We start from the raw sequence: 24,886 nt of genomic DNA on the forward strand, positions 1-24,886 counted from the left end.
CTCGCGATCCCACGCCTCTCGTAGGATGGGTAGCGCGAAGCAAAACCCATCACTCGTCGTGCGTGCAATTTCGCGACGGTGGGTTTCGCCTTCGGGTCCACCCACGCTATGGCCGTGAACCACCTCTCGTGAGACCGCGCCTAGCCCGCGCCGGGTGCCCGGAAGGTAACGTTGCCCTCCGCATCGAGGACTTCGATGCGCGCGTCGCCCTCGCGATCGACGCGCAGGCGAATCCGCTCTCGACCTTCGGGGTCGGCCAGCAGGATCTCGGCATCCTCGTCCTGGTTCAGGATCGCGATCCGACGTTGCACGACCTTGCTGGCTTCGATCACGTCGAGATCGGCAGGGGGGCGGGAGTTGATCTGGAGGCCCGCGGTCGCGCTGCTGCCGTCGGCGGCGACCCGCGTGACCAGGCCCACGGCGTCGTAGTTCGGATAGTCGAACGCGAGCGCGGATATCTTGCCCATGCTTGCATCGGTAATGGCCAGACCACCCAGTTCGCTGCCCTTGGCGTCGTAGAACGCCATCCCGGCGGGCTGCACCGCCCGCGGGTACTCCTTTCCGCCGAGTCGCGGCAACGGGAAGCGTTCGGCATTGGATATCACCAAGCGCGTGACACCAGATGGGTCGACGATGTTGATGCGCTCGACGTTCAGTTCTCCGTCTTCGTCCAAGGACAAGGGGGATCGGGCGCCGGTGGTGACGATGACTGCCAGCGCGACCGTCACCAGCGCGGCGTAGACCTTGAGACCTCGAACATCGCGGTCAAGGCGGGTCAATCGGGCGTCGCGCGAGTCGTGTTCGGTCATGGGCTTGCCTCTCGAGATGGACCTTCATCCTAGTGGTCGCGAGTGACGAGGGACCGTGCCGTTGGTGTTGTGCGTGGCGTCGGTCTTCGCTGTTCGCTTCGTTCGCGGGTCGAGCGATTGATCCGGTCGCTCGGCTCGTCCGCCTGGACGATCGCACGCGTCCAAGGACCCACGCGCCGACCCGGGCGGATCGAGCCGGGTGACGCCGGGCGATCAGAGGGTCGAGGGCGGTGCGTCGCCGCTGCCGGGTGCGTGCAGCAGGTCCGGTGGCAACTGCGCGAACTCCCGCGCGAGCTTGCGCAGGAAAGCGTCCATCGCCGAACTCTTGCGCCATACCATCGCGATCCGGCGATGCGGCGGCTCCCCGTCGAAGCTGAGCAGGTGGATGCCCGGGGAGGGCGGGATCGGCGGTTGCACCGCGAGCATCGGCAACAGCGTGATGCCCACCCCCGACGCCACCATCTGGCGCAACGTCTCCAGGCTGGTGGCGCGGAAGCCATCGCGTTCGTCCGCGCCGGACATGCGGCACACGTCCAGCGCCTGGTCGCGCAGGCAGTGGCCTTCCTCGAGCAGCAACAGGTGCTGGTCGTCGAGGTCGTCCAGCCGCAGGTGGTCGCGCGCGGCCATCGGATGCTGGCGCGGCACGGCAAGCATGAAGGGCTCTTCGAAGAGGGGTTCGACGTGCAACTGATCGTCGTGGATCGGCAGGGCGAGCAGGCCGGCATCGAGGCGGCCATCGCGCAGGCGCGCAAGGATCTGGTCGGTCTTCTCCTCGACCAGCAGCAGCTCCAGGCGGGGGAAGCGTTCGCGCAGCCCGGGCACCACGTGCGGCAGCAGGTAGGGCCCGAGCGTGGGGAACATGCCCAGGCGCACCGTGCCGGCCTCGGGGTCCTGGCTGCGCCGGGCGATCTCGGCCATCTGGTCGACCTCGGCGATCACGCGGCGGGCGCGTTCGGCGATGTCGTGGCCGACCGGCGTGAGCATCACCCGCCGCGGCGCCCGCTCGACCAGTGCCACGCCGAGCTCGTCCTCCAGCTTGCGGATCTGCGTCGACAGCGTCGGCTGGCTGACGAAGCTGGCCTCGGCGGCACGGCCGAAGTGCTTGTGCTCGGCCAGGGCCACCAGGTACTTGAGGTCGCGCAGGTTCATGCCGGCGCCCTGCCTGCGCTCGCGCGCCGGTGGTGACAGGCCCCGAGGGACGGGGAGGGCCAACAAGGAACCGGCGAGCCTGCGTGCATGTCTCTATATACCCCGTTGGACGGCATGGCGGGTGGCCGGCGCGGCCAGGCGCGCGTCCCCGCCGCTCGTGGCGGGGACGGGAAGGACCTCACGCGGCGACGGCTTCTTCGGCATCCTCGGCCTCGGCCGGCGCCGACGTCCGGATCAGGTGGTCGAAGGCGCCGAGCGCGGCGGTCGAGCCCGCGCCCATCGCGATCACGATCTGCTTGTACGGCACCGTGGTCGCGTCGCCGGCGGCGAACACCCCGGGGACCGAGGTCTGGCCGCGCTCGTCGATGATGATCTCGCCGCGCGGGGACAGCGCGACCGTGTCCTTGAGCCACTCGGTGTTGGGCAGCAGGCCGATCTGCACGAACACGCCCTCCAGGTCGAGGCGGTGCGACTCGCCCGAGACGCGGTCCTTGTAGTGCAGGCCATTGACCTTCCTGCCGTCGCCGAAGACCTCGGTGGTCTGCGCGTTGACCTTGACGTCGACGTTCGGGAGGCTGCGCAGCTTGCGCTGCAGGACTTCGTCCGCGCGCAACTGGCCGTCGAACTCGATGAGGGTGACGTGGGCGACGATGCCGGCCAGGTCGATCGCGGCCTCGACGCCGGAGTTGCCGCCGCCGACGACCGCCACGCGCTTGCCCTTGAACAGCGGGCCGTCGCAGTGCGGGCAGTAGGCCACGCCCTTGTTGCGGTACTCGTCCTCGCCGGGCACGCCCATCTGGCGCCAGCGGGCGCCGGTGGACAGCACGACGGTGCGCGAGCGCAGCGACGCGCCGTTCTCGAGTTGCACCTCGACCAGGCCGCCCTGGCGCGCGGCGGGCACCAGGGCCTTCGCGCGCTGCAGGTTCATCACGTCGACGTCGTACTCCTTGACGTGCTGCTCGAGCGCGGTCGCCAGCTTGGGGCCCTCGGTGTAGGGAACCGAGATGAAGTTCTCGATCGCCATGGTGTCGAGCACCTGGCCGCCGAAACGCTCGGCCACCACGCCGGTGCGGATGCCCTTGCGCGCTGCGTACACCGCCGCGGCGGCGCCGGCCGGGCCGCCGCCGACGACCAGCACGTCGAACGCGTCGCGGGCCTGGATCTGCTCGGCGGCGCGATCGGACGCACCGGTGTCCAGGCGGGCGAGGATCTGTTCCACGCTCATGCGGCCGGTGTCGAAGACCTCGCCATCGAGCAGCACGGTCGGCACGGACATCACTTCCCGGGCCTCGACTTCGTCCTGGAACAGGGCGCCGTCGATCGACACGTGGCGGATGTTGGGGTTGATCACGCTCATCAGGTTGAGCGCCTGCACGGTATCCGGGCAGTTCTGGCAGGACAGCGAGAAGTAGGTTTCGAATCGGTAGTCGCCCTGCAGGCCGCGGATCTGTTCGACCACGTCCGCGCCGAGCTTGGGCGGATGGCCACCCACCTGCAGCAGGGCCAGCACCAGGGACGTGAACTCGTGGCCCATCGGCAGGCCGGCGAAGCGTACCTCGACGTCGGTGCCGGTGCGGCGGATCGCGAACGAAGGCCGGCGCGCGTCGTCGCCGTCGGGCGAGTACGCGACCTTGCCGGACAGCGAGGCGATGTCGAGCAGCAGGGCCTGGAGTTCCTTCGACTTGTCGCCGTCGTCCAGCGATGCGACCAGCTCGATCGGCTGCTGGACCTTTTCGAGGTAGGCCTTCAACTGGGTCTTGAGGTCGGCGTCGAGCATGGGCGGGGCTCCTGACAAAAGGGGGGAGGGGGAGGAAAGGGACCGCGGGGCGCCGGGGCGGGAGAGAGCGTCGCGGCGGCGTCCACGGTCCGGAAATCGGGGGGGAGGACCCGGCGGTTGGGCCGGGTCGCTCCGCGCGGCACTTCGGGTTGCCGCGTCGCCTGGCCTCGCGGAGCGAGGGGCGAGGGTTTGGGCGGCGCGGGGCCGCCCGGTACTGCGGGTACTTCTACTACGGGTGCTACCGGTGGTGCGTCGGGATCAGATCTTGCCGACCAGGTCGAGCGACGGCGCGATGGTCTTCTCGCCTTCCTTCCACTTGGCCGGGCAGACCTCGTTGGGATGCTCAGCGACGAACTTGGCGGCCTTCAGCTTGCGCAGGGTCTCGGAAACGTCGCGGGCGATGGCGTTGTCGTGCACTTCCATCGTCTTGATCACGCCTTCCGGGTTGATCACGAACGTACCGCGCAGGGCCAGGCCGTCTTCCTCGATGTGGACGCCGAAGGCACGGGTCAGCTGGTGGGTCGGGTCGCCGACGAGCGGGAACTGGGCCTTGCCGACGGCCGGCGAGGTCTCGTGCCACACCTTGTGCGAGAAATGGGTGTCGGTGGTGATGATGTAGACCTCGGCGCCGGCCTTCTGGAACTCGGCGTAATGGTCCGCGGCGTCCTCGACCTCGGTCGGGCAGTTGAAGGTGAACGCGGCCGGCATGAAGATCAGCACCGACCACTTGCCCTTCAGGCTGGCCTCGGTGACTTCGATGAACTCGCCGGTCTGGAAGGCGGTGGCCTTGAACGGCTGGACTTGGGTGTTGATGAGCGACATTCGGTCTGTCCTTCTGGTCTGGGGGTGGTAAGAAACATGGCGAGTGCCATGGAATCGAACGCTGGGGCGGGCCGTGGGGCGTGGCGCCGCGATAGCGAAAGGATAGGGATGGGCGTCCGATTAATCAATTTGATTGATCGAATCACTGCGATAGATGAAATCTATCAAGCTGAGAGTCAATTCCTGTCGGGCCCGCCATTGGACCCGTTCGCCCGTTAAGCTTCTGCGCATGGCGGGTGGCGGCAGGACGCAGTCCTCCCCCGGGAGAACACCACCACCGATCGCATGAACGGACGATGCCGTGGCGCCCGGATGCCGCGCGGCCGCCCGCGAGGACCCCTTCAACGATGCCCCGACTCGACGTCCTGCTGCGCGAAGCACGCGCCGATACCGGACCCGGCGACGCCGAGGCGCTTGCCGCCCACGTACTCGACCGGCCGGTCTCCTGGCTCTACGCCCACGGCGACGAGGAACTGGACCCGGCGACCCGGGCACGCTTCGAGCACCTGCTGGCGCGCCGCCGGGCCGGCGAACCGGTGGCCTACCTCACCGGCCAGCGCGGCTTCTGGCGCTTCGACGTCCGGGTGACTCCCGACACCCTGATCCCGCGGCCGGAAACCGAGTTGCTGGTGGAGCTGGCGCTCAACCGACTTCCCTACGATGCGCATACCGATGCCCTCGACCTGGGCACCGGCAGCGGTGTAGTCGCCCTGGCCGTCGCCATCGAACGACCGCGTGCGCGCGTCGACGCCGTGGACGCCAGTGCCGCGGCGCTGGACGTGGCACGGGCCAACGCGGAGGCCCTGGACGTCGCCCGGATCGCCTTCCACGAGGGCGACTGGTTCGCCCCCGTGGCGGGACGCCGGTTCGACGTGGTCGCCAGCAATCCACCCTATATCGCCGAGCGCGACCCCCACCTGGCCGAGGGCGACCTGCGCCACGAACCGGTCTCGGCGCTGGCCTCGGGCCCCGATGGCCTGGCGGCGATCCGCACCATCGCCGCCGCCGCCCCGGGGCACCTCAAGCCCGGTGGCTGGCTGCTCGTCGAGCACGGCTGGGACCAGGGCGAGGCCGTGCGCGCGCTGTTCGAAGCGGCCGGGCTGCTCGAGGTCTTCACCGAGCAGGACCTCGAGCATCGCGACCGGGTCACCCTGGGGCGCAATCCCGGGCCCGGACCCGACTGACCGCACCGGCGTGCATGTGCCCGTCCGGCCCAAGCCGGTACACTGCGCCCCTGTTCCACGAAGACGCCTGGCGAGACCCCTGCATGCGCAAGCTCTACCCCGAGATCGAACCGTTCAACACCGGCAAGATCGAAGTCGATGATCGCCATACCCTGTACTTCGAGGAATGCGGCAACCCCGACGGCAAGCCGGTGGTGATCCTCCACGGGGGGCCGGGCGGCGGCTGCAGCGCCAAGATGCGCCGCTTCCACGACCCGGCGAAGTACCGCATCGTGCTTTTCGACCAGCGGGGTTCCGGCCGTTCCACCCCGCACGCGGACCTGGTCGACAACACCACCTGGCACCTGGTCGAGGACATCGAGAAGCTGCGCACCCGCCTCGATATCGACCGCTGGCAGGTCTTCGGCGGCTCCTGGGGCTCGACCCTGGCGCTGGCCTACGCCGAGAGCCACCCCAAGCGCGTTACCGAACTGGTGCTGCGCGGCATCTTCATGCTGCGCCGCTGGGAGCTGGAATGGTTCTACCAGGAAGGCGCCTCGCGCCTGTTCCCCGAAGCCTGGTCCAAGTACGTCGCCGCGATCCCGGAAGTCGAGCGCCACGACCTGATCAGTGCCTTCCACCGCCGCCTGACCTCCGAGGACGAGGCCACGCGCCTGGCCGCGGCCCGCGCATGGAGCGTCTGGGAAGGCGCGACGAGCTTCCTGCACGTGGACGAGGACTTCGCAAAAAGCCACGAGGACGCGCAGTTCGCGCTCGCCTTCGCGCGCATCGAGAACCACTACTTCATCCACAGTGGCTTCTTCGAGGTCGACGACCAGTTGCTTCGCGACGCCGAGCGGCTCGCCGACATCCCCGGCGTGATCGTGCATGGCCGCTACGACGTGGTGTGCCCGCCGCAGAATGCCTGGGACCTGCACAAGGCCTGGCCCAAGGCGAAGCTGGCGATCACCCCGACCTCGGGCCATTCGGCCTTCGAGGAAGAAAACATCGACGCGCTCATCGAGGCCACCGACGGCTTCGCCTGAGCCGGCTGGCGCCGCTCGCGGGCGCCCCCGGCGTAGCCGCGGGAAGGGCGGGCCCGCGGATCAGGCCGGGCTGCCGTCCGGGTTGCGGTCGATCATCCAGAGCCCCGCCCAGAGCTTGAGGTCGAGCTCGTAGCCTTCCGCTTGCCGGGCCATCAGCCAGGCGGGGGCTTCGGCGCGCGGGACCTCGTGGACGGTGATGTCCTCGTCGTCGATGCCGCCACCGGCGCCGACGCGGGTCAGGTCCAGTGCCCGCACGAAGGCGATGCGCTCGTTGCTCATGCCCGACGAGGTCGGCCCGACGAGGAGGACGTCGACCCGGGCGGCTTCCCAGCCGGTTTCCTCGATGAGCTCGCGCCGCGCCGCCGATGCGAGGGTGTCGTCGGCGTGGTCGTCGCCGACCAGGCCGGCCGGCATCTCGATCGTGCGGCTGCCCAGCGGCGCGCGGAACTGGTCGACGAAGACCACCCGGTCGTCGGGTGTCACCGCGATGATGATCACCGCCATGCCCTTGCCGTGGGTGCGTTCGGCGAACTCCCATTTGCCCCGCCGGCTCAGGCGCAGCCACTGGCCCTCGTAGAGGGTTTCGGTATCGGGCGATGCATCGCCGCCGGTGTCGCGGGTGTCGCTGGTATCCATGGGGCCTCCCCTGCAATCCGACCGATCCTAGCGCGGCCGCGTGGCATCCGCGCGGATCACGTCCAGGGCCGTCAGGCCGATCCGTATGCGAGCCCGGCGGCCTCGTGCAGGCGGCGGCGCGTCAACGGCCCGAAGCGAAGCGCCTCGCACAGGGCCTGCAGGGCCGCGGCGTCGCCGCCGGCGCGGGCGAAATGCGGGCGCACGCCCTCCAGCGGTGCGTCCAGGGCGATGGTCGTGAGCTGTCGGCACAGCAGGGCCTGCTCGCGGTGTTCGCGCAACTTGCGCGCGGTGCTCGCCGCGCCGCGAAGGCGCAGGTAGGGCACCTCGTCGACCCGTTCGAGCAAGGCGTCGAGGGTGCCGAAGTGCGCCAGCAGGGCGGCCGCGGTCTTGGCGCCGATGCCCGGCACGCCCGGGATGTTGTCCACGCTGTCGCCGGTGAGCGCCAGGTAGTCGGCGATCTGCCGCGCCTCCACGCCATGCCGGGCCGGTACGCCGGCCGCGCCCCAGCGCTGGTTGCGTGCGTAGTCCCACTGCTCGTCGCCGTCGCCCAGGAGCTGCGACAGGTCCTTGTCGGCGGAAACGATCACCGCGCGATAGCCGTTCGCGCGCGCGGCATGGGCGGCGCTGCCGATCAGGTCGTCGGCCTCGTAATGGCCATGCGAGAGCACGTCCAGGCCCAGGGCCACGCACAGCGCCCGGCAATGCGCGAACTGGCGCTTGAGCGCCTCCGGGGCGGGCTCGCGATTGGCCTTGTAGGCCGGATACAGACGGTTGCGGAAGCAATCGTCGAGGGCCTCGTCGAAGGCCACCGCGACGTGGGTGGGGCGCGTGCGCTCCAGCAGTTCAGCCAGGAAGCGCGCGAAGCCCTGCACGGCGTTGGTGGGCCAGCCCTCGGCGTCGCTGAACTCATCGGGCATCGAGTGCCAGGCGCGGAACACGTACAGGCTGGCGTCGACCAGGTATAGCGTGGGCGTGCTCATGCCGGCTGCCAGTCGGTCAGCAGGGCCTCCGGGTCGGGTCGGTCGCGTTCGGGTGCATCGATCCTCGGCGTGCCCAGGTGGATGAAGCCGGCCACCGTCTCGTCCGCGTCAAGGCCGAGCCACCGGTGCACCGAGGGATCATAGGCGGGCCAGCCGGTCAGCCAGGTGCCGCCGAAGCCGGCCGCCTGCGCCGCCTGCAACAGCGCGAAGCACACGCAGCCGGCGGTCAGCAGGCGCTCCTGGGCGGGGATCTTGTCATCGGGCCCCAGGCGGGCGACCACGGTGACCACCAGAGGCGCATGCGAGAAGCGCTGGCGGTCCTTCTCGATGGCGGCCTCGCCGGCGTTCGGATCGCGCGAGGCGGTCAGGGCGGCGAGGCGCTCGCCGAAGGCATGGCGGGCATCGCCACGCAGGGTGATGAATCGCCACGGCACCCGCTTGCCGTGGTCCGGCACGCGGCAGGCCGAGCGCAGCAGGCGCGCGAGGGTGGCCGGATCGGGCCCCGGTTCGGCCAGCTGGCGGGCCGGGACCGAGCGTCGGCCATCGAGGAAGGCCAGCTGGCCTTCGGTGGACGGACGGGAAGACTCAGGGGTTTCGGAACTGTTGAGCGACATGGGTCACAGATTGTGATGGCCGTAAATATAAGTGCCCCATCTTGCCACTATGCTGCCCAGTACGCTCTAAACGACGTTGTGCGTCACTTCCGGGTCAGGGGGTCAGGTGTGTTGAATCCATCGCAGGCGACGCGCAGCGAACCGTTGCGTGTGTTGGAGGAAATCAAGCGCCAGGCCCTCGAACAGCTGGGCAGCCTGCCCGATGCGCTGTACCCGGGGGTCGAGCAGGCGCTGGCCATGGCGCTGCAATCGGGCGATGTCGGCCCGGGCCACTTCGAGGACCAGACCTGCCTGCGCATGCTCAGGCAGCAGAACGCCTCCCTGGTGATGCGCTATCGCCAGCAGCTCGCCAAGGGCTTCGATGACTTCCGCGGCCTGCGCGTGCGTGCGCGCGGCGACCTGCCGCTCGGCCTGATCGACGACCAGCACCTGGCCTACCACCTGGATGGCCAGCGCATGGCCGAGAGCCTGCAGGGCCGTTTCGACGAACCGTTGCAGGCCATGCACGGCAGGCTGCAGGAAATGACGGTGTCACTCGGCATGCCCGAGGCGCCCAACCCGGTCGGGCCCGAGCGCCTGGCGGGCGCATTCGTGGAGACCTTCCGCGAGCACGAGACCACCGAGAACGTTCGCGGCCTGTTGTTCCGCCTGTACGAGGCGGAGCTCGGGCGCCGGCTGGGCGACTTCTACGGGCGCGCCAATGCGCTCCTGGCGGCCACCGGTTACGGGGCCGCGGCGCGCGGCCCGCGGCCCGTGCAGGGCCGCCCGGCCCCTGCCCCGGTGCGGCAGGACTACATTCACGACACGGTGGACGCCGTGCCCTATCGAGGACCGACAGGCGTGGAGAATGGGATGGATACCCGGGGCTACCAGGGCGGCGGCGCGGCGATGGCCGGCGGCGACGGCGGTAGCATGGCCGATGCCGACCTGAACGACCTGCGCTCCATGCTGCGCATGTGGCGGCAGGGTTCGCTCTCGGGCATGGAGGCCCCCGGTGCCGCCCCAGGTGCCGCCCGCGGTTCCGCCGCGCGTGCCGAAGCCCCGCGCGACCGGGGCATGGGCAGTCCGCGGCGCGAGCTGCGCATCGACGAAATGCTCAGCGTGGTCAGCCTGCTCCAGCCGGAGCCGTCCGACACCTTTGCGCGTGCGCTGGCCGGCCCGGGCCGCCTGGGGGACGCGATCCGCGACCACCTGTGCGACGGCGCCCGCCGGATCGGCGTCGATCCGGAACAGACCCGCTTCAGTGCCGAGGAGGAAGACGCCATCGACCTGGTGGCGCTGCTGTTCGATTCGCTGTTCCGCACCAACTCGCTGCAGGACCGCGCCCGCCGCCTCTATGGCCGCCTGGTGCTCCCGTACGTCAAGGTCGCGCTGACCGACGAGGGCCTGTTCGTCGAGCGCGAGCACCCGGCCCGCAAGCTGCTCGATTCCATCACCGAGGCCTGCGAAGGCAACCAGGGCACGACGCCGCAGGAAAAGGAGCTGCTCGAGCGCGCCGCCGCGGTCTCGCAGCGGGTCGTGGCCGAATACAACGAGGACGTGGCCGTGTTCGAGCTGGCGCATGCCGAGCTCGACGCCCTGCTGGGCCAGCACCGCAAACGCAGCAGCCTGCAGGAAGACCGCCTGGTCAAGGCGACGCTGGGCCGCGAGCGCCTCGACAAGGCCCGTGAAACGGCCGACGAAGCCCTTACCGATCGCCTGCGCAGCACCCGCCTGACCCAGGCCGTCGCCGATTTCCTGGCGATGCCCTGGCGCCACCACATCGTCCAGACCCAGCTGCGCGACGAGGACGGCGACAAGCGCGAGGAAGCGATGATGCTGGGCGATGCCTTGCTCAAGGCCGATCGCCTGGCCGCCGAGAACCGGGGTCGGGAACTGGCCGACCACCTGCTGGCGATCGAACCGCTGGTGCTGCGTTGCCTCGGCAGTTCCGGCCTGGACGAGAGCGCTGCCCAGCATGGCCTTGCAGGGCTGGTCCGGGCCCTCGCGACCCCGGACGGCCCGCGCCGCGCGCAGACCGCGCAGCCGCTCGCCAGTGGCGAGACCGTCGAGAGCGTCGAGGAGCGCAAGCTTTGGCTGGCCGGTGGTACCGCTTCCCTCGGCCACGATCCGAAAGCCGCCGAGCGCATGCGCGCGCTGCAGTCGGGCGACTGGGTCCGCCTGACCGACGTGCATGGCGACATCGTCTCGGCCAAGGTCGCCTGGAAGAGCCCCATGACCTCGCGTTTCCTGCTGGTCAACCGTCGCGGCCTGCGCGTGCTGGTGGCCTCGGCCGAGGAGCTGGCGGTGATGGAGCAGGACGGCCGTCTCGTCCTGGGTTCCGAGCGCTCGGCGTTCGACGAAGCCATGCGCCGCGTCCGCGAGCGCATCGACAGCACCTCGGTCGCCGACTGATCCCCCGCGTTGCTGCGCGGCGACGCCGGATCCCCTTGATGTCCTGCGTGGCGACCTGCCCGGGTCGGCTCTCGTCGGTGCCCGTCGGGGATGGCCATCGCGTGCGTGCGGGCCATTGGTTACGATGCCGGAAGCCCGGGGCCCGGCCCCACCTGGAGTGACGGCATGGCGGAAGACACGGAAAGTGCGACGATCGGGGTGCTGCGCGAACGCGCCGAAGGCGAGCGTCGCGTGGCGATGACCCCTGAGACCTGCCGCAAGTTCGTCGCCGCGGGCGCACGGGTCCTGCTCGAGCACGGGGCGGGCGTGGGCGCCGCATTCACCGACGAAGCCTACGCCGAGGCCGGCGCGAAGGTCGTGGACGACGCCTCGTCGGTACTGGCCGCCGCCGATGTCTTGCTGTGCGTGCAGCCGCCGCCGGCGGACGCGTTGCGGACCATGCGGCCCGGCGCGACCCTGGTGGGGCTGCTGGCGCCGCAGGCCGACGAAGCGCGAGGCGAGGCGATCCGCGCGCGTGGCCTGCTGGCTTTCCCGCTGGAGCGCCTGCCGCGCACGACGCGCGCGCAGGCGATGGACGTGCTGAGTTCGCAGGCGGGCATGGCCGGCTACAAGGCCGTGCTGATCGCCGCGCAACTGGCGCCGCGTTTCTTCCCCATGCTCACCACCGCCGCGGGCACCATCCGCCCCTCCAAGGTGCTGGTGGTCGGCGCCGGCGTGGCTGGATTGCAGGCGATCGCGACGGCCAAGCGGCTGGGCGCGCAGGTCGAGGGCTTCGACGTGCGGCCGGAAACCCGGGAGCAGATCGAGTCGCTTGGCGGTCGCTTCCTCGACCTGGGCGTCAGCGCCGCGGGCGAGGGCGGCTATGCGCGCGCGCTGAGCGAAGAGGAGCGCGCCGAGCAGCAGCGCCGGCTCGGCGAGCACCTGCGTGGCGTCGACGTCGTCGTCTGCACGGCCGCCGTGCCAGGGCGCCCCGCGCCGAAGATCATCAGCGCGGCGATGGTGTCGGGGATGAAGCCCGGCAGCGTGATCGTCGACCTGGCCGCGGAGACCGGCGGCAACTGCGAATCGACGCGGCCCGGCGAGACGATCGCGGTGGGCGGAGTCACCATCGATGGCCCGCTCAACCTGGCCAGCCGCGGCGCGGTCCACGCCAGCGAGATGTACGCGCGCAACCTCTACAATTTCACCCGGCTGTTCCTGGAGGATGGCGCCATCGTGCACGACTGGAACGACGAACTGCTCGCCCGGACCGTCTGGCCGGAGCGCGAGGTCGCCCAGCCGGCCTGAGCCGGCCCGTCGATGGCGTAGTGGCTCAGTCCGCGCCCTTGGCGCGTTGCGCCTGTATCCAGGCATCGCGCTGTTCGGGACTCATGGCCCGCCACTTCGCCTTCAATGCGCCGCGCTCTTCGGGTGTCATCGAACGCATGGTCTCGAACAGGGCACGCGTCTGCCGGCGCTGCTCGGGACTCATGTCCTCCCAGCGATGGCGGCCATGGCGTGCCCGGGCGCGCTGTTCGGGGCTGAGTTCCTGCCAGCGTCGGGCGCGCTCGAGCATGCGGTGGCGTTCGTCCGGCTCGTTGTTCCAGCGCTCCCGGATCGGGGCGACCAGCATGTCGCGCTGCGCGTCGGTCAGGTCGTCCCAGCCCGGTGGCGGCGGGCCCTGGGGCGGCGGAGGAGCGCCGACGACCATCGGCGACAAGGCCAGCGCAAGCAACACGGCCAGCAGGCGGGGGAGCGCGCGACGACGCAACGGCGTGGCTTCGGTATGGGGATGCATGTCAGCGCTCCAGGATGGCGGGCAGGGCTTCGTCGTTGGCGGCGAGCCACAGGTACAGGTCGGGATCTTCGTCGAGCGGATTGAGCACCACCTCGGCCTCGGCCGCTTCCAGCGCGGATACCAGGCCGGCGTCGCCGGTCGGCCCCGGGGCGTCGACCGATGCCGACAGCGCGGGGGCGGGCGATGTCGGAGACGACGGCGACTGCAGCCAGGCAATCCCGAGCGCGCAGGCGAACACGGCCGCCAGCGCGCCGCCCATCATCCAGCCCGGCCTTGCATGGGCGCGGGGCAGGAAGACTTCGCGGCGGTCGCGACCCAGGCGCGAGAGCGTGCGCGGCCGCAGGTGCGCCAGGCCCTCGGCGTGGAGCGCACGCATGGCCTGGTCGAAATCGGCGCCGGATCGCGCGTCGGCGCGGGTTGTGGTGTCGTGGGGGGCGGTCATCGCCAGTCCTCCAGTTTTCGTTGCAGTGCCTCGCGGGCACGCGATAGATGCGTCTTGACCGAGCCTTCGCTGCAGCCCATGGCCCGCGCCGTGGTGGCGACGTCGAGCTCCTCGAGCACGCGCAGCGAGAAGGCTTCCCGCTGCCGCGCCGGCAACTCGCCCAGCGCCTCGGCCAGCCGTGCATAGCCCTCGCGCCCATCGTGGGTGCGCGAGGGGTCCGGGCCGTCGTCGGACCATTCCACCGGCGTCTCGTCCTCGTGCCGCGGCGCCGGCGACAACCAGGTCAGCCGGAACCTGCGCCGACGCTGCACGTCGATGATCCGGCGCCGCAGGATGCTCCAGAACAGGGGCGTCCATTCCGATGCCGGCCGGTCCTCGTAGGCCAGCATCTTCATCATGGCGTCCTGCACCGCGTCCAGCGCGTCCTCGCGCTGGCGCAGGCCGGTCTCGGCGAAGCGGAACGCGCGCGCCCCGACCCCCGCCAGGAAAGCGTCCAGCGTGGCCGGCAGTTCGTCCCTGACGGTGCTGTCCGGGGCTTCGCCGCCTGGGAGGGTGCGTGCATTCACCGCGTCGAGCATATGGCGTGGCGGGTGCGCTGGGCGTGCATGTTCACGGGGGTCCTCGGGCCTGCCGTTTCGCGGCCTTCGATGCATGGCAACGCCCGCCCGGGGCCGCGGTTGACACTGGACGCCGGGGGTTCAGGCCCGGTTATGATGCGGACGACTTCGCGCAGGGACTGGGGACGATGGCTGACGGATTCGTGGCGCTGTACATCTTCATGCTGGCGGCGATCGCCGGGCACGTGATCATCTCCCGGGTACCGGTCATCCTGCATACGCCGCTGATGTCGGGCTCGAACTTCATCCACGGCATCGTATTGATCGGCGCGATGGTGGTGCTCGGCCACGCCGACACCACGCTGGAGAAGGCCATCGGCTTCATTGCCGTGCTGCTGGGGGCGGGCAATGCCGCGGGCGGTTACGTGGTCACCGAGCGCATGCTCGAGATGTTCAAGACGTCCCGCAAGCCGGCCGACGGCAGCGGGGGCGGCGCATGAGCACGCAGGCGATGCTGGCGTCGGCGAGCTACTTCGTGGCCGCGACCCTGTTCCTGCTGGGCCTGCAACGCATGGCCTCGCCGATGACTGCGCGCAGCGGCATCCGCTGGGCGGGCTGGGGCATGGTCATCGCCACCGCGGCGACCTTCCTGCTACCGGACCTGCACAACCTCGGGCTGATCGTGACCGCACTGGTCCTGGGCACGGTACTGGCCTGGGTGTCGGGCAAGAAGGTGGCGATCACCGACATGCCGCAGATGGTCGCGCTGTACAACGGCATGGGCGGCGGCTCGGCGGCGGCGATCGGCGCGGTCGAGCTGCTGAAGTTCAGTGGCCTGGTCGCCGGCGCGACCGCCGTCGCGGGCGCGGGCGCGGCAGGGGCCCGGGCCGGCGTGCCGGTGGTGACCCTGGTGCTGGCGGTCCTGGGCTCGGCGATCGGCGCGGTCTCGCTGTCGGGTTCGGTCATCGCCTGGGCCAAGCTCGACGGCCGACTCGACAGGCGCGTGGTGTTCCCGGGCCAGCAGGTGTTCAACCTGGCCGTCGCGCTGGCCATGGTGGTGCTGGGCGTGCTTGCCGTGGCCACGTTGTCGGTGCACTGGATCGTCGCCTTCTTCCTGGTCGCGCTGGCGCTGGGAATCCTGATGACGCTGCCGATCGGCGGCGCCGACATGCCGGTGGTGATCTCGCTTTACAACGCCCTGACCGGCCTGGCCGTGGCCTTCGAGGGCTATGTGCTCGGCAACCAGGCGCTGATCATCGCCGGCATGATGGTCGGCGCGGCCGGCATCCTGCTGACGCGGCTGATGGCCAAGGCGATGAACCGCAGGATCGGCAGCGTGCTGTTCTCCAACTTCGGTGGCGGCGGGCAGGCCCAGGAGATCGCCGGCAGCCAGAAGCCGATCGAGGCCGGCGACGTCGCCGCGATGATGGCTTTCGCCGAGCGCGTGGTGATCGTGCCGGGCTACGGCATGGCAGTGGCCCAGGCCCAGCACAAGATCTGGGAGCTGGCCCAGAAACTGATCGAGCGCGGGGTGAAGGTGAAGTTCGCCATCCACCCCGTCGCCGGCCGCATGCCCGGCCACATGAACGTGCTGCTGGCCGAAGCCGGGGTGCCCTACGACCTGATCGTCGACATGGACGACATCAACCCCGAATTCCGCAACACCGACGTGTCGCTCGTGATTGGCGCGAACGACGTCGTCAACCCCGTCGCGAAGACCGACCCGGCCAGCCCGATCTACGGCATGCCGATCCTGGACGTGTCGGAGTCGCGCAACACGATCGTGATCAAGCGCGGCAAGGGGACCGGCTTCGCCGGCATCGAGAACGCGCTGTTCTACGGCGACAACACGCGGATGCTGTACGGCGACGGCGCCGAGATGGCCAGTGCGCTGGTCAGCGAGCTGAAGGCGCTCGACGGCGGCCACTGAGCGGGCCGCCATGACGCCCGCCCGGGCGGCTTCAGGGCCGGCCCAGGGCCAGGCAGAGCTGGCCGCTGAGTCCAGTGGTGACCACGCCTTCCGGCGACTTGGTGCCGCTGACGAAGAAATGGCCGGTCGCCCCCTCGAAGCGGCCGTCGCCATGGTCGACCTGCTGGTATGCCGTGACCACCGCCGGACTGGTGACGCCGGTCTCGCGCATGTACAGCGTGCCGCGTGCGGTGCGGTATTCGAACGCGCCACCATAGGAAATGAAGCCCGGCGAGGTGGCCGGCCCTGCGGCCGCGCTGTCGGCGTTGAAGTGCGTGGTGCCCTCCAGGCCGTGGTTGCCCGCGACCTCGCCGAGGAAACATGACGCAAGGCCGGGATTGCAGCCTTCCGTCGACGGCACTTCGACCAGGTCGGCATGGATCTGCCTGCAGCGCGGCGGGCCTGCGTCCCCTGGCGTCGTCGCGCCTGCAAGCAGGGGGGTCGTGCCCAGTACGAGGCAGCCAAGGCGGAGGCGGATCGGGACGCTCATTCGCGGGTCTCCTTGCGGGGGGGATGGGGGAGGCGCGGCGGCAGGACGCGATCCCGCGGCCGGATGGTCCCGATCGTCGGTCGCATAAGTGGTACTAAAAAGATCCGGAATCCGTGCTACTGATAGGTCCAATTTCCGCCACGGGGCGTCAGTGGTCCTGCGGCGCCTGGCCCTGGAGGTGCCCGTGCTGCTTCACCTGCCGCTGGATGGACAAGGACCGCTGCACGCGCAGCTGACGCGCGCGTTGCGCACGGCGATGGTCGAGGGACGCCTGGCCGAAGGCGAACGCCTGCCGGCCACCCGCCTGTTGGCGGCGGAGCTGGGCCTGTCGCGCAATACCGTGCTCGAGGCCTACGAACAACTGCAGGCCGAGGGCTGCGTCCAGGCGCGGGTCGGGGCCGGCAGCTTCGTCGCTCCCGGTATCGTCCATGCGAACGGGGCCGCGCCCCTGGTCGCGCCGGGAACGCACGCTGCGACAGCGGTCTTGCCCGCGCCCAGTGCCTTCGCCGAACGCGCCCGCCGTTTCCACGATCACGGCGCGATCCCCGGACGCACCGTGCCGGGAACGCGCTACGCCTTCCAGTACGGGGTACCGATGGCCAACCCGACCCTGACCAGCGACTGGGCGCGGGCCTTGTCGCGCGCCGCCCGACACGCCTCGCCGGCCTATCCGCACGTGCTCGGCCTGCCGGCCCTGCGCGAGGCGATCTGCGGGTACCTCTCGCGCCGGCGCGGCGTGCAGGTGGCGCCCGGGGACGTGCTCGTGGTCAACGGCACGCAGCAGGCGATCGCGTTGGCGGCGCGCGTGCTGGTCGACCCGGGGGCGACCGCGCTCGTCGAGGCGCCGCACTACTTCGCCATCCGCGAGGTGCTCCAGATCCATGGGGCCGACCTGCGCACTGCCCCCGTCGACGCCGCTGGCCTCGTCGTGGATGCGCTGCCCGTGCCGGCGCCGAGGCTGCTGTGCGTGACGCCCTCGCACCAGTTCCCGACCGGCGCACTGATGTCGCTCGAGCGCCGCCGGCAACTGCTCGACTTCGCCCGCCGCCACGGCAGCTGGATCTTCGAGGACGACTACGACGGCGAGTTCCGCTACGACGCGCGCCCGCTGGCGGCGCTGCGCTCGCTCGATCGCGAGGACCGCGTGATCTACGTCGGCAGCTTCTCCAAGCTGATGTTCCCTGCGTTGCGCCTGGGCTTCCTGGTCATGCCACGCGCGCTGGCGCGGGATTTCGCCAACGCCAAGTGGGCGGACGATTTCGGCTCTCCGGCGATCGAGCAGCTGGCATTGGCGGACTTCATCGCCGATGGCGGCTTCGAGCGCCACCTGCGACGGACTGCGAAGGCCCTGCGCCAACGCCGCGATGCCTTGCTGGGGGCCTTGCAACGGCGCCTGGGCAGTCGACTGGAGATCGCCGACTCCAATGCCGGCATGCACCTGGTCGCCTGGTTGCGCGATGCGGACCACGCCGGCTGCCAGGCCCTCGTCGAACACGCCGCGCGCCGCGGCCTGGGCCTGCATCCGATCGCGCCGTTCTACCTTGAGCCGCCCCCGCGGCCGGGCCTGCTGATGGGCTTCGCCGGCATGCCACTGAAGGACATCGCACCCGCGGTCGCGCTGTTGGGGGCGTGCATGGACGAGACGTTGCCCGCACCGCCCGGCTGAGCGTCAGCGCGAGGCGAGGAAGGCCAGAAGCAGCCCGAGTCCCATCAGCGACCAGTCAAGCGGATCGTTGGCCAGGGTGGCCATGAACCAGGCGTGGTGGAGGCCGAGCTTCAGCGACGATTCGAACGGCGCGAGGCCCATCTGGCTGCCGATGTGCCCGGCGATGATGCCCCACTGCGCGGCAGCGGCGACCGCCGCGGTCGCCGCTGCGGCCAGGGCGGCGCGCCCGATGCCGCGACGCCAGCCCCCGAAGCGCAGCACCCATGCCACGTCCAGGCCCGCGACCAGCGCCATCCAGGCGTGCTGTCGCCCTGTGTAGAGCGAGAGCAGTACCCACATCACCACCAGCACCGTCGCGCTGAACACCAGCAGCAGCCAGGCCGGCGGGCGGACTCGGGGGGCGTGCGCGGCGGGGACGGGCGGAACAGGGGGCGGCATGGACGGTGGCGGCGCGCGAATAGCCCGACAGCATACCGGAGCCGGCACGCCCGGGCCGCCGCCGGTAGAATCGGGGACTTGCCTCCCGGCAGGCCACCCCAATCTCACCGGTATGTATTCCAGATCCAGCGAACCCGTCCGCCTCGAACGCGACTGCGCGGCCGTCCTCGTCCCGCAGGGCGAACACGTGAACCTGCCCGCGGGCAGCATCGGCTACATCACCCAGGCACTGGGGGGCAGCTATACGGTGTTCATCGAAGGCAACCTGTTCCGCATCGCGGGCAAGGACGCCGACGCGCTCGGCAAGGAACCGCCCGAACCGCTGGAACTGCCCGACGATGCCGACGACGAGGCCGTCGAGCAGATGGTCTGGCGGCAGTTGCGCACCTGCTTCGACCCGGAGATCCCCATCAACGTGGTCGACCTGGGGCTGATCTACGAGGCCAACGTGAAGCCCGCCGGCGACACCGCCGCCGGGGGTCGCCTCGTCGAAGTCCGCATGACCCTGACCGCGCCGGCCTGCGGCATGGGCGACATCCTGGTCGACGACGTGCGCAGCAAGCTGGAGATGATCCCGACCGTGGTCGAGGCTGACGTCGAACTCGTGTTCGACCCACCGTGGGGTCGCCACATGATGTCCGAGGCCGCGCGGCTCGAGACCGGCATGCTCTGAGTCGCGGGCGCCTGTCCCGGCGTCAGCGCGATGTCTGGAGCCCCACGTCGGACTCCATGTCGGTCGCGGTCAGCGACTGGGTCAGCCACGCGAGGCTGGCACCGCGCAGGCCGGTGCGGGCGAGCAGGGCGCTGCGGGTCGCCGGGCTGCAGCCCTTGAGGGTGGCGTCGCGCGACATGAGGCTGTGCGCTTCCAGCTGCGCGACGGCGTCGCCGGTGCGGTGGGCCTTTTCGTCCATGCGCGTGAGCAGGTCGGCGGCCTCGCCGCGATTGCCGGCGGCGAGCATCAGCACCACGTCCAGCAGGTCCAGCCGCTGCTCCACCACCCAGGTGTCCTTGGGCGCCGCCATTCTCGCCTGTTCGGCGAGGTTGCGGCTGCTCGCCCATTCGCCGCGCGCCGCGGCGATCTCGGCCAGGCCCAGTTCGACTTCGGCCTTGAGCCAGTCGTAGCCGCCGCCTTCCAGCTGCGGCAGCAGGTGTTCGAACAGGTCGTGGGCGGCATCGAGTTCGCCGGCGCGCACCATCAGCGCCGCCACCTGCACCTGGAAATCGAGGCGGTCCGGCCCCGGGGGCAAATCCTCCAACGCGCGCCGCTGCGCGACCTCGAGCTTCTCCAATGCGGCCTCGCGGTCGCCGGCAAGCAGGTCCGACAAGGCCATGCCGTGCAGTGCGTAGAGCTGGGTGATGGCGAAGTTGGGCTGGCCGCAGCGGGCCCACGAGTTACGGGCCGAGACGAGGTCACCCTGCGCCATCTGCATGCGCCCGCGCATGCACGCCGCGCGCGCGGCCGACACCGCCGGCAGCCCGCCTTCCTCGTCGCTGCCTTCGCCAGCCGCGTGCGCGTCGCGGTCGAGGATGCCCAGGGCCTTGTCGTACTGCCCGTCGGCATAGGAGAGGAAGGCTTCGGTCTGGTTGATCCAGTGCGCCATGTCGCCTTCCAGGCGGGTGTCGCGCAACTGCTCGATCAGTTCGCGCGCGCGGTCGAGTTCGCCGGTCATCAGCGTCTCGTAGAGCATGTCGGTCTCGATCGCCTGGATGGCCACGATGTCGCCGGCCTCCCGGGCGGTGGCCAGTGCCTGCTCCAGCCACTTGCGATAGCCCGCGTGGTCGCCCTTGCTGCGTTGCTGCAGGGCGGCCAGGCGCAGGATCTCGATCTCGATGCTCAGGTAGCCGTCGTTGCGCGCGGTCGCGAGGAGGGCATCCAATCGCTTGCTGGCCTCGCCGCTCGGCCGCAGTGATTCGGCGAGGAAGCGCGTGTACAACGCATCGGCGGGCGCGTCGGCGGCATCGAACTGGTTGGCGATCTCATCGAAGCGGGCCAGGTCCATGCGCCCGGGGAACTGGGTGTACTCGATCTCGGCCAGGTGCAGCCGCGCCGTGGCCTGTTCGTACTGCCAGGCGGCTCCGGCCTCCTCGGCGAGGCGAAGCGCGGTCCTTGCATGCTGGGCCGCCGCGTCGTAGTTGCTGAGGATGCCCTGCGCCTGGGCCAGCAGTTGCTCGCGCAGGATGGTCGGCCCCACCGGGATGTCGTCCCAGCCGGGGCGCTCGAGGATCTCCAGCGCGTCGGCCGCGCGTCCCGTGGCGATCAGCGACCAGGCCTGCTCGAAGGCGAAGTCGCGCTTGCCGGGATAGCGTTCGGCGAGGGCCACGAAGGCGCGGGTGGCCTCCTCGATGCGCGCCGGGTCCACGCCCAGCCGGCGCGCCTCCAGCACCTGCGCGGCGTCCGCGGGCAGCGGCTGCAGGTCGGCGACGGCGCGTTCCATGTGGTGGATCGCCGCGCTGGCGTGTCCCAGGCCTGAAAGGGCCAGCGACAGCTGGTACTGCGCGAGCCCGAAGTCGGGCGCGTCTGCGACGATCTCCCTGAGGTCGCGGCGGCTGCGCGCGAAATCGCGGCGGTGGTGGGCCTTGTAGGCGTCGGCGTAACGTCGCGCGATGTCGGCGTCGATGCCGATCTGCGGCCAGGCTTCGCCCTCGCGCCCGGGCAGCAGTACGTCCATCACCTGCCGGGAAAGCGCGTCCACCAGCGCCGGTAGTTCATCGGCCGTGCCGCGCACTTCGAGCTGCCGCCCCCCGGTATCGCCATCCAGCCTCGCGCGGACGTAGAGCAGGTCCGGCCGACCCGGTACGCGACCGCCGGCCAGCATCACGATCTGTGGCGACTCTTCCGCGGTGTGGGTGGCCAGGTGGGCTTCATTGAGGACGGTGACGTCGGGCAGCATGGCCAGCTTCCAGCCCAGCCATGCGCGCAGCAGGGTGATGGGCCAGCGGGTCTCGGCCGGCGCGTCCTCGTCGTCGATCTCCACCAGTGCCACGCTGATCGCCTGGTCGCTTCCGGGCATGAGCTGGTCGCGAAGCCGCGTGATGCCCGTCAGCACGAGCATCGCGAGCGCGACCGCCAGACCGACGACGATGAAGCGGCTGGGCCAGTAGGAGCGGCCGGTCGCCCGCGCCTTGACCGTCGCGTCCGGTTTCGGCGCGGGACTGGCGTCCATGTCCGCTCCGCCGGTCGCAGGCGCGGCGTCGACCTCGACGATGGGAACGCGGCCGACGGAGGAGGGTGCCGCCGGCGACCCCGGGGATGGCCTGTCGCCCGCCGGTTCGCTTGCGTCGGGCGCCGGGGCGGCCAGGTCGTGTCCGCTGTCGGCGCGCGGCGGGGATGGCGCGCCCGCGGGCTCCGCGCTGGCCACGATTTCGACCGGGCCGGGCGGCTCGAAGATGTAGCCGCTCTTGGCCACGGTGCGGATCCACTGGCGGCGCTCCGGCCCCAGCGCCTTGCGCAGCATCCAGATGCTTTGCGAGAGGTTTGCGTCCTCGACCACCACGTCCGGCCACAGGCGCTTGAACAGCTCGGCGCGAGAATGCAGGACATTGGGCTCGGCCAGGAACAGGACCAGCAGCTCGAACACGCGCTGCGTGAGCTCGACCTCTTCGTCCGGGCGCACCAGCCGCCGGCAATGCAGGTCGACATCGAGGTCGCCGATCCGGAGGCGCCGCGTTCCCTGCGGCCATGTCGAGAACAATGAAGCTGTCACCAGGCGTGCTCCGATCCAAACCCGTCAAGACCGCCCCGCGTGGAACGGGGCACCGTTCGTGCTCGCGCACGAGGCAAGTCGTCGAACCCCCTGTCCGATCGGCATGACCTTGCCCGCGCATGCACGCGGGACTGTTCCTGTCTGGTTAGCGCCCCCTGGCTCCCTCCGGCACCCGTGGTCGGCAGGGAACACGCCAGAAGAAGCCAAGAGGCCTGACCGGCTAGGTCCCAAGACTACCGCGCCCGGGCCGCGAGGTCAGCTTCGCGGTGGCAATGGTCATGCAATCTGGCTAGCGGGGCACGATTTCACCTGAATGAACCCCGGCACGCGTCGCCGGCCGGCGTGAACGTCGCGGCGGCGACCGCAGCCCGCGGGTGCTGTGGTGCAGCATCGCGTCGGACGCCGGCGCGCACGCCCTGCGGTCGGCGCTTGTGTGTCCACGATCGTCAATTGATGAGCGCTGCGTCCCGCAAATAGACGGTTTTGAGAAGAATTTGAGGCGAGGCCAATCGCCGCGCCCACGGTGCAGGCCCAGTATCCGCATGGCCGGCGGAGTGTCACCCGGGCATCTCGTCGAAAGGCGGGCGGGTGTCTCCGGAAGGGCTTGGACCCGCCAGGCGGCGTGGCGGTCCACAGGGGGCCTGGCGGTACTTCGTGGAGCGGGCGACGGAGCGTTGCCTTCCACTTGCAGGGGTCTGGCGACCCCGCCGTACGAACGGCTGCAGGAATGCAGCCGAATCTTTCACACCTTGAAGGGAAACAAGCACATGAAAGGCAACCACCACGGACGCGGGCGCACGCTTGCGATGACCACCCTGGCGTTGACGCTGTCCATCGCCACCGCGCAGGCCGCCGAACGCGTCGACCTGCACGCGCTCGACCTGGAGCAGCTCAACCAGCAGTACAGCGCCGCCAGCGCGACGCTCGGCACCCCCGCCCGGGCGATCGACCGCCATGCCGAACTGGTCGGCCTGGAGCAGGATTCCGGCCTGCGCCTCCTGCGCGCGCATACCGATCGCGACGGCAGCCGCCACTACCGCTACCAGCAGACCTTCCAGGGCCTGCCCGTGTTCGGCGAGAACGTGATCGTCAGCGAGAAGCCCGACGGTACCGTCGAGAGCCTGTTCGGCCAGATGGTCGGCGGGCTGGCGTCGGAGGTATCCGTCGCCTCGGCCCGCCTGAACGAGTCACGCGCCATCGCGCTGGCCAAGCGCGCGGCACTGGGCTCGAAGGCGGTCAGCCGCGTGATCGAGAACGTGAAGGCCGAGAAGGTCGTCTTCGTCGACGACGCCGGCCGCGCGCGCACCAGCTACGTGGTGTCGTTCAACGCCGACCTCTCCGGCGGCGGCGACCCGACCCGACCCTTCGTCGTCGTCGACGCCAGCACCGGCCAGGTCCTGAAGCAGTGGGATGCCCTGGCACACGCCAACGGTACCGGTCCGGGTGGCAACCAGAAGACGGGCCAGTACGAGTACGGCAGCGATTTCGGCTACCTCGACGTGGCGCAGAGCGGCAACACCTGCACCATGAACAACGCCAACGTGCGCACGATCAACCTGAACCATGGCAGCTCCGGTTCGACGGCGTTTTCGTACAACTGCCCCCGCAACACGGTCAAGACCATCAACGGCGCGTATTCGCCGCTGAACGACGCCCACTATTTCGGCGGCGTGGTCTACGACATGTACCAGGACTACATCGGCGTCGCCCCGCTGACCTTCCAGCTGCGGATGCGCGTGCACTACAGCAACAACTACGAGAACGCGTTCTGGGACGGCCAGCAGATGACGTTCGGCGACGGCGCCAGCAGGTTCTATCCGCTGGTCAGCCTCGACGTCACCGCGCACGAAGTCTCCCATGGCTTCACCCAGCAGAACTCCAACCTGACCTACTCGGGCCAGTCCGGCGGCATCAACGAAGCATTCTCGGACATGGCCGGCGAGGCCGCCGAGTTCTTCATGCACGGCAGCAACGACTTCCTGGTCGGCGCGCAGATCTTCAAGGCCAGTGGCGCGCTGCGCTACATGGACGACCCCACCCGTGATGGCCGCTCCATCGGCCATGCCTCCGACTACACCAGCGGCATGGACGTCCACCACTCCTCCGGGGTCTACAACCGCGCCTTCTACCTGCTGTCGAACAAGACCGGCTGGGGCGTCAAGAAGGCCTTCCAGGTCTTCACCCGCGCCAACCAGCTGTACTGGGGTCCGAGCACCAACTTCAACCAGGGTGCCTGTGGCGCCCAGACCGCGGCCAACGACCTGGGCTTCACCGTCGCCGACGTGACCTCGGCGTTCTCCACGGTGGGCGTGAGCTGCGGCACCAACCCGGACCCGGACCCGACCCCGGGCGGCGAGCTGGAGAAGGGCGTGCCGAAGACGGGGCTGTCGGCGACGACCGGCAATTCGCTCAACTACACCCTGGTGGTGCCGGCCGGCGCGAGCAACCTGGCC

The 24,886-nt window shown here is 70.2% G+C and carries 22 protein-coding genes; 9 read left to right on the plus strand and 13 right to left on the minus strand.

The features are described from left to right. Positions 1–140 precede the first annotated feature (140 nt). From FKV25_RS12530 to ahpC, 4 genes are all read right to left on the minus strand, one after another. Entirely contained in the window at positions 141–809 is a 669-nt protein-coding gene (locus tag FKV25_RS12530; protein WP_141519140.1) for a hypothetical protein, read from the minus strand. Positions 810–1,022: 213 nt separating this feature from the next. Next, the gene (gene oxyR, locus FKV25_RS12535; protein WP_141519141.1) at positions 1,023–1,958 is read right to left on the minus strand and encodes a DNA-binding transcriptional regulator OxyR; all 936 of its coding nucleotides are present in this window, start codon (positions 1,956–1,958) and stop codon (positions 1,023–1,025) included. 178 nt (positions 1,959–2,136) lie between these two features. Further along, the gene (gene ahpF / locus FKV25_RS12540) at positions 2,137–3,735 is read right to left on the minus strand and encodes an alkyl hydroperoxide reductase subunit F (RefSeq protein ID WP_141519142.1); all 1,599 of its coding nucleotides are present in this window, start codon (positions 3,733–3,735) and stop codon (positions 2,137–2,139) included. A 258-nt stretch (positions 3,736–3,993) separates the two neighbouring features. Then, positions 3,994–4,557, minus strand: coding sequence for an alkyl hydroperoxide reductase subunit C (gene ahpC / locus FKV25_RS12545; RefSeq protein ID WP_141519143.1), 564 nt, complete (start codon positions 4,555–4,557; stop codon positions 3,994–3,996). Between the two features lie 347 nt (positions 4,558–4,904). Here ahpC and prmC point away from each other — a divergent pair, with 347 nt between their 5' ends. Together prmC and pip are read left to right on the plus strand one after the other, a co-directional pair. Further along, entirely contained in the window at positions 4,905–5,741 is an 837-nt protein-coding gene (prmC, locus tag FKV25_RS12550; protein ID WP_141519144.1) for a peptide chain release factor N(5)-glutamine methyltransferase, read from the plus strand. Positions 5,742–5,824: 83 nt separating this feature from the next. Then, entirely contained in the window at positions 5,825–6,766 is a 942-nt protein-coding gene (pip, locus tag FKV25_RS12555; protein WP_141519145.1) for a prolyl aminopeptidase, read from the plus strand. Positions 6,767–6,826: 60 nt separating this feature from the next. On the opposite strand, the gene FKV25_RS12560 is transcribed toward pip, so the two are convergent. From FKV25_RS12560 to FKV25_RS12570, 3 genes are all read right to left on the minus strand, one after another. Next, positions 6,827–7,402, minus strand: coding sequence for an NUDIX hydrolase (locus tag FKV25_RS12560; RefSeq protein ID WP_141519146.1), 576 nt, complete (start codon positions 7,400–7,402; stop codon positions 6,827–6,829). A gap of 71 nt (positions 7,403–7,473) precedes the next feature. Beyond that, positions 7,474–8,382 (minus strand): 5'-3' exonuclease, encoded by a 909-nt coding sequence (locus FKV25_RS12565; protein ID WP_211345434.1) that lies wholly within the window; start codon positions 8,380–8,382, stop codon positions 7,474–7,476. Beyond that, a complete protein-coding gene (locus FKV25_RS12570; protein WP_141519148.1) occupies positions 8,379–8,996 on the minus strand; it encodes a nitroreductase family protein in 618 nt (205 codons plus the stop codon). Before FKV25_RS12570 ends, FKV25_RS12565 begins: the two co-directional genes overlap by 4 nt. 111 nt (positions 8,997–9,107) lie before the next feature. Between FKV25_RS12570 and FKV25_RS12575 the strand changes: the two genes are divergently transcribed. Both FKV25_RS12575 and FKV25_RS12580 read left to right on the plus strand, forming a co-directional pair. Beyond that, positions 9,108–11,390, plus strand: a complete 2,283-nt coding sequence (locus FKV25_RS12575) for a DUF1631 family protein (RefSeq protein ID WP_170218633.1) — start codon at positions 9,108–9,110, stop codon at positions 11,388–11,390. 165 nt (positions 11,391–11,555) lie between these two features. After that, positions 11,556–12,677 carry an NAD(P) transhydrogenase subunit alpha gene (locus FKV25_RS12580; protein ID WP_141519150.1) on the plus strand — a complete coding sequence of 374 codons (1,122 nt, stop codon included), beginning with the start codon at positions 11,556–11,558 and terminating at the stop codon, positions 12,675–12,677. Between the two features lie 25 nt (positions 12,678–12,702). On the opposite strand, the gene FKV25_RS12585 is transcribed toward FKV25_RS12580, so the two are convergent. Genes FKV25_RS12585 through FKV25_RS12595 form a run of 3 tightly spaced genes read right to left on the minus strand, consistent with a single transcriptional unit; the run spans position 12,703 to position 14,187 of the window. Continuing rightward, entirely contained in the window at positions 12,703–13,167 is a 465-nt protein-coding gene (locus tag FKV25_RS12585) for a DUF3106 domain-containing protein (RefSeq protein ID WP_141519151.1), read from the minus strand. A gap of 1 nt (position 13,168) precedes the next feature. Next, a complete protein-coding gene (locus FKV25_RS12590; RefSeq protein WP_141519152.1) occupies positions 13,169–13,609 on the minus strand; it encodes a hypothetical protein in 441 nt (146 codons plus the stop codon). After that, the gene (locus tag FKV25_RS12595; protein WP_141519153.1) at positions 13,606–14,187 is read right to left on the minus strand and encodes an RNA polymerase sigma factor; all 582 of its coding nucleotides are present in this window, start codon (positions 14,185–14,187) and stop codon (positions 13,606–13,608) included. Before FKV25_RS12595 ends, FKV25_RS12590 begins: the two co-directional genes overlap by 4 nt. 167 nt (positions 14,188–14,354) lie before the next feature. Here FKV25_RS12595 and FKV25_RS12600 point away from each other — a divergent pair, with 167 nt between their 5' ends. Together FKV25_RS12600 and FKV25_RS12605 are read left to right on the plus strand one after the other, a co-directional pair. After that, complete coding sequence (locus FKV25_RS12600) at positions 14,355–14,666, plus strand: NAD(P) transhydrogenase subunit alpha part 2 (protein ID WP_141519154.1); 312 nt, start codon at positions 14,355–14,357, stop codon at positions 14,664–14,666. Continuing rightward, entirely contained in the window at positions 14,663–16,096 is a 1,434-nt protein-coding gene (locus tag FKV25_RS12605; RefSeq protein ID WP_141519155.1) for an NAD(P)(+) transhydrogenase (Re/Si-specific) subunit beta, read from the plus strand. Before FKV25_RS12600 ends, FKV25_RS12605 begins: the two co-directional genes overlap by 4 nt. Before the next feature lie 31 nt (positions 16,097–16,127). Here the strand turns inward: FKV25_RS12605 and FKV25_RS12610 are convergent, their stop codons facing one another. Next, entirely contained in the window at positions 16,128–16,625 is a 498-nt protein-coding gene (locus tag FKV25_RS12610; protein WP_141519156.1) for a hypothetical protein, read from the minus strand. A 184-nt stretch (positions 16,626–16,809) separates the two neighbouring features. Between FKV25_RS12610 and pdxR the strand changes: the two genes are divergently transcribed. Further along, complete coding sequence (pdxR, locus tag FKV25_RS12615; protein WP_246072082.1) at positions 16,810–18,291, plus strand: MocR-like pyridoxine biosynthesis transcription factor PdxR; 1,482 nt, start codon at positions 16,810–16,812, stop codon at positions 18,289–18,291. Between the two features lie 3 nt (positions 18,292–18,294). Here pdxR and FKV25_RS12620 read toward each other — a convergent pair whose 3' ends face one another. Further along, entirely contained in the window at positions 18,295–18,729 is a 435-nt protein-coding gene (locus FKV25_RS12620) for a hypothetical protein (protein ID WP_141519157.1), read from the minus strand. A 112-nt stretch (positions 18,730–18,841) separates the two neighbouring features. On the opposite strand from FKV25_RS12620, the gene sufT reads away from it, so the two are divergent. Then, positions 18,842–19,402: a putative Fe-S cluster assembly protein SufT gene (gene sufT / locus FKV25_RS12625; RefSeq protein WP_141519158.1), complete on the plus strand. Its 561-nt coding sequence runs from the start codon at positions 18,842–18,844 to the stop codon at positions 19,400–19,402. A 22-nt stretch (positions 19,403–19,424) separates the two neighbouring features. Here the strand turns inward: sufT and FKV25_RS12630 are convergent, their stop codons facing one another. Then, complete coding sequence (locus FKV25_RS12630; RefSeq protein ID WP_141519159.1) at positions 19,425–22,433, minus strand: winged helix-turn-helix domain-containing protein; 3,009 nt, start codon at positions 22,431–22,433, stop codon at positions 19,425–19,427. A 767-nt stretch (positions 22,434–23,200) separates the two neighbouring features. Between FKV25_RS12630 and FKV25_RS12635 the strand changes: the two genes are divergently transcribed. Next, on the plus strand, positions 23,201–24,886 hold a 1,686-nt coding region (locus FKV25_RS12635), incomplete at its 3' end, for a M4 family metallopeptidase (protein ID WP_141519160.1).

Source organism: Marilutibacter aestuarii, assembly GCF_006546775.1.
In the GTDB taxonomy this organism is placed as follows: domain Bacteria; phylum Pseudomonadota; class Gammaproteobacteria; order Xanthomonadales; family Xanthomonadaceae; genus Marilutibacter; species Marilutibacter aestuarii.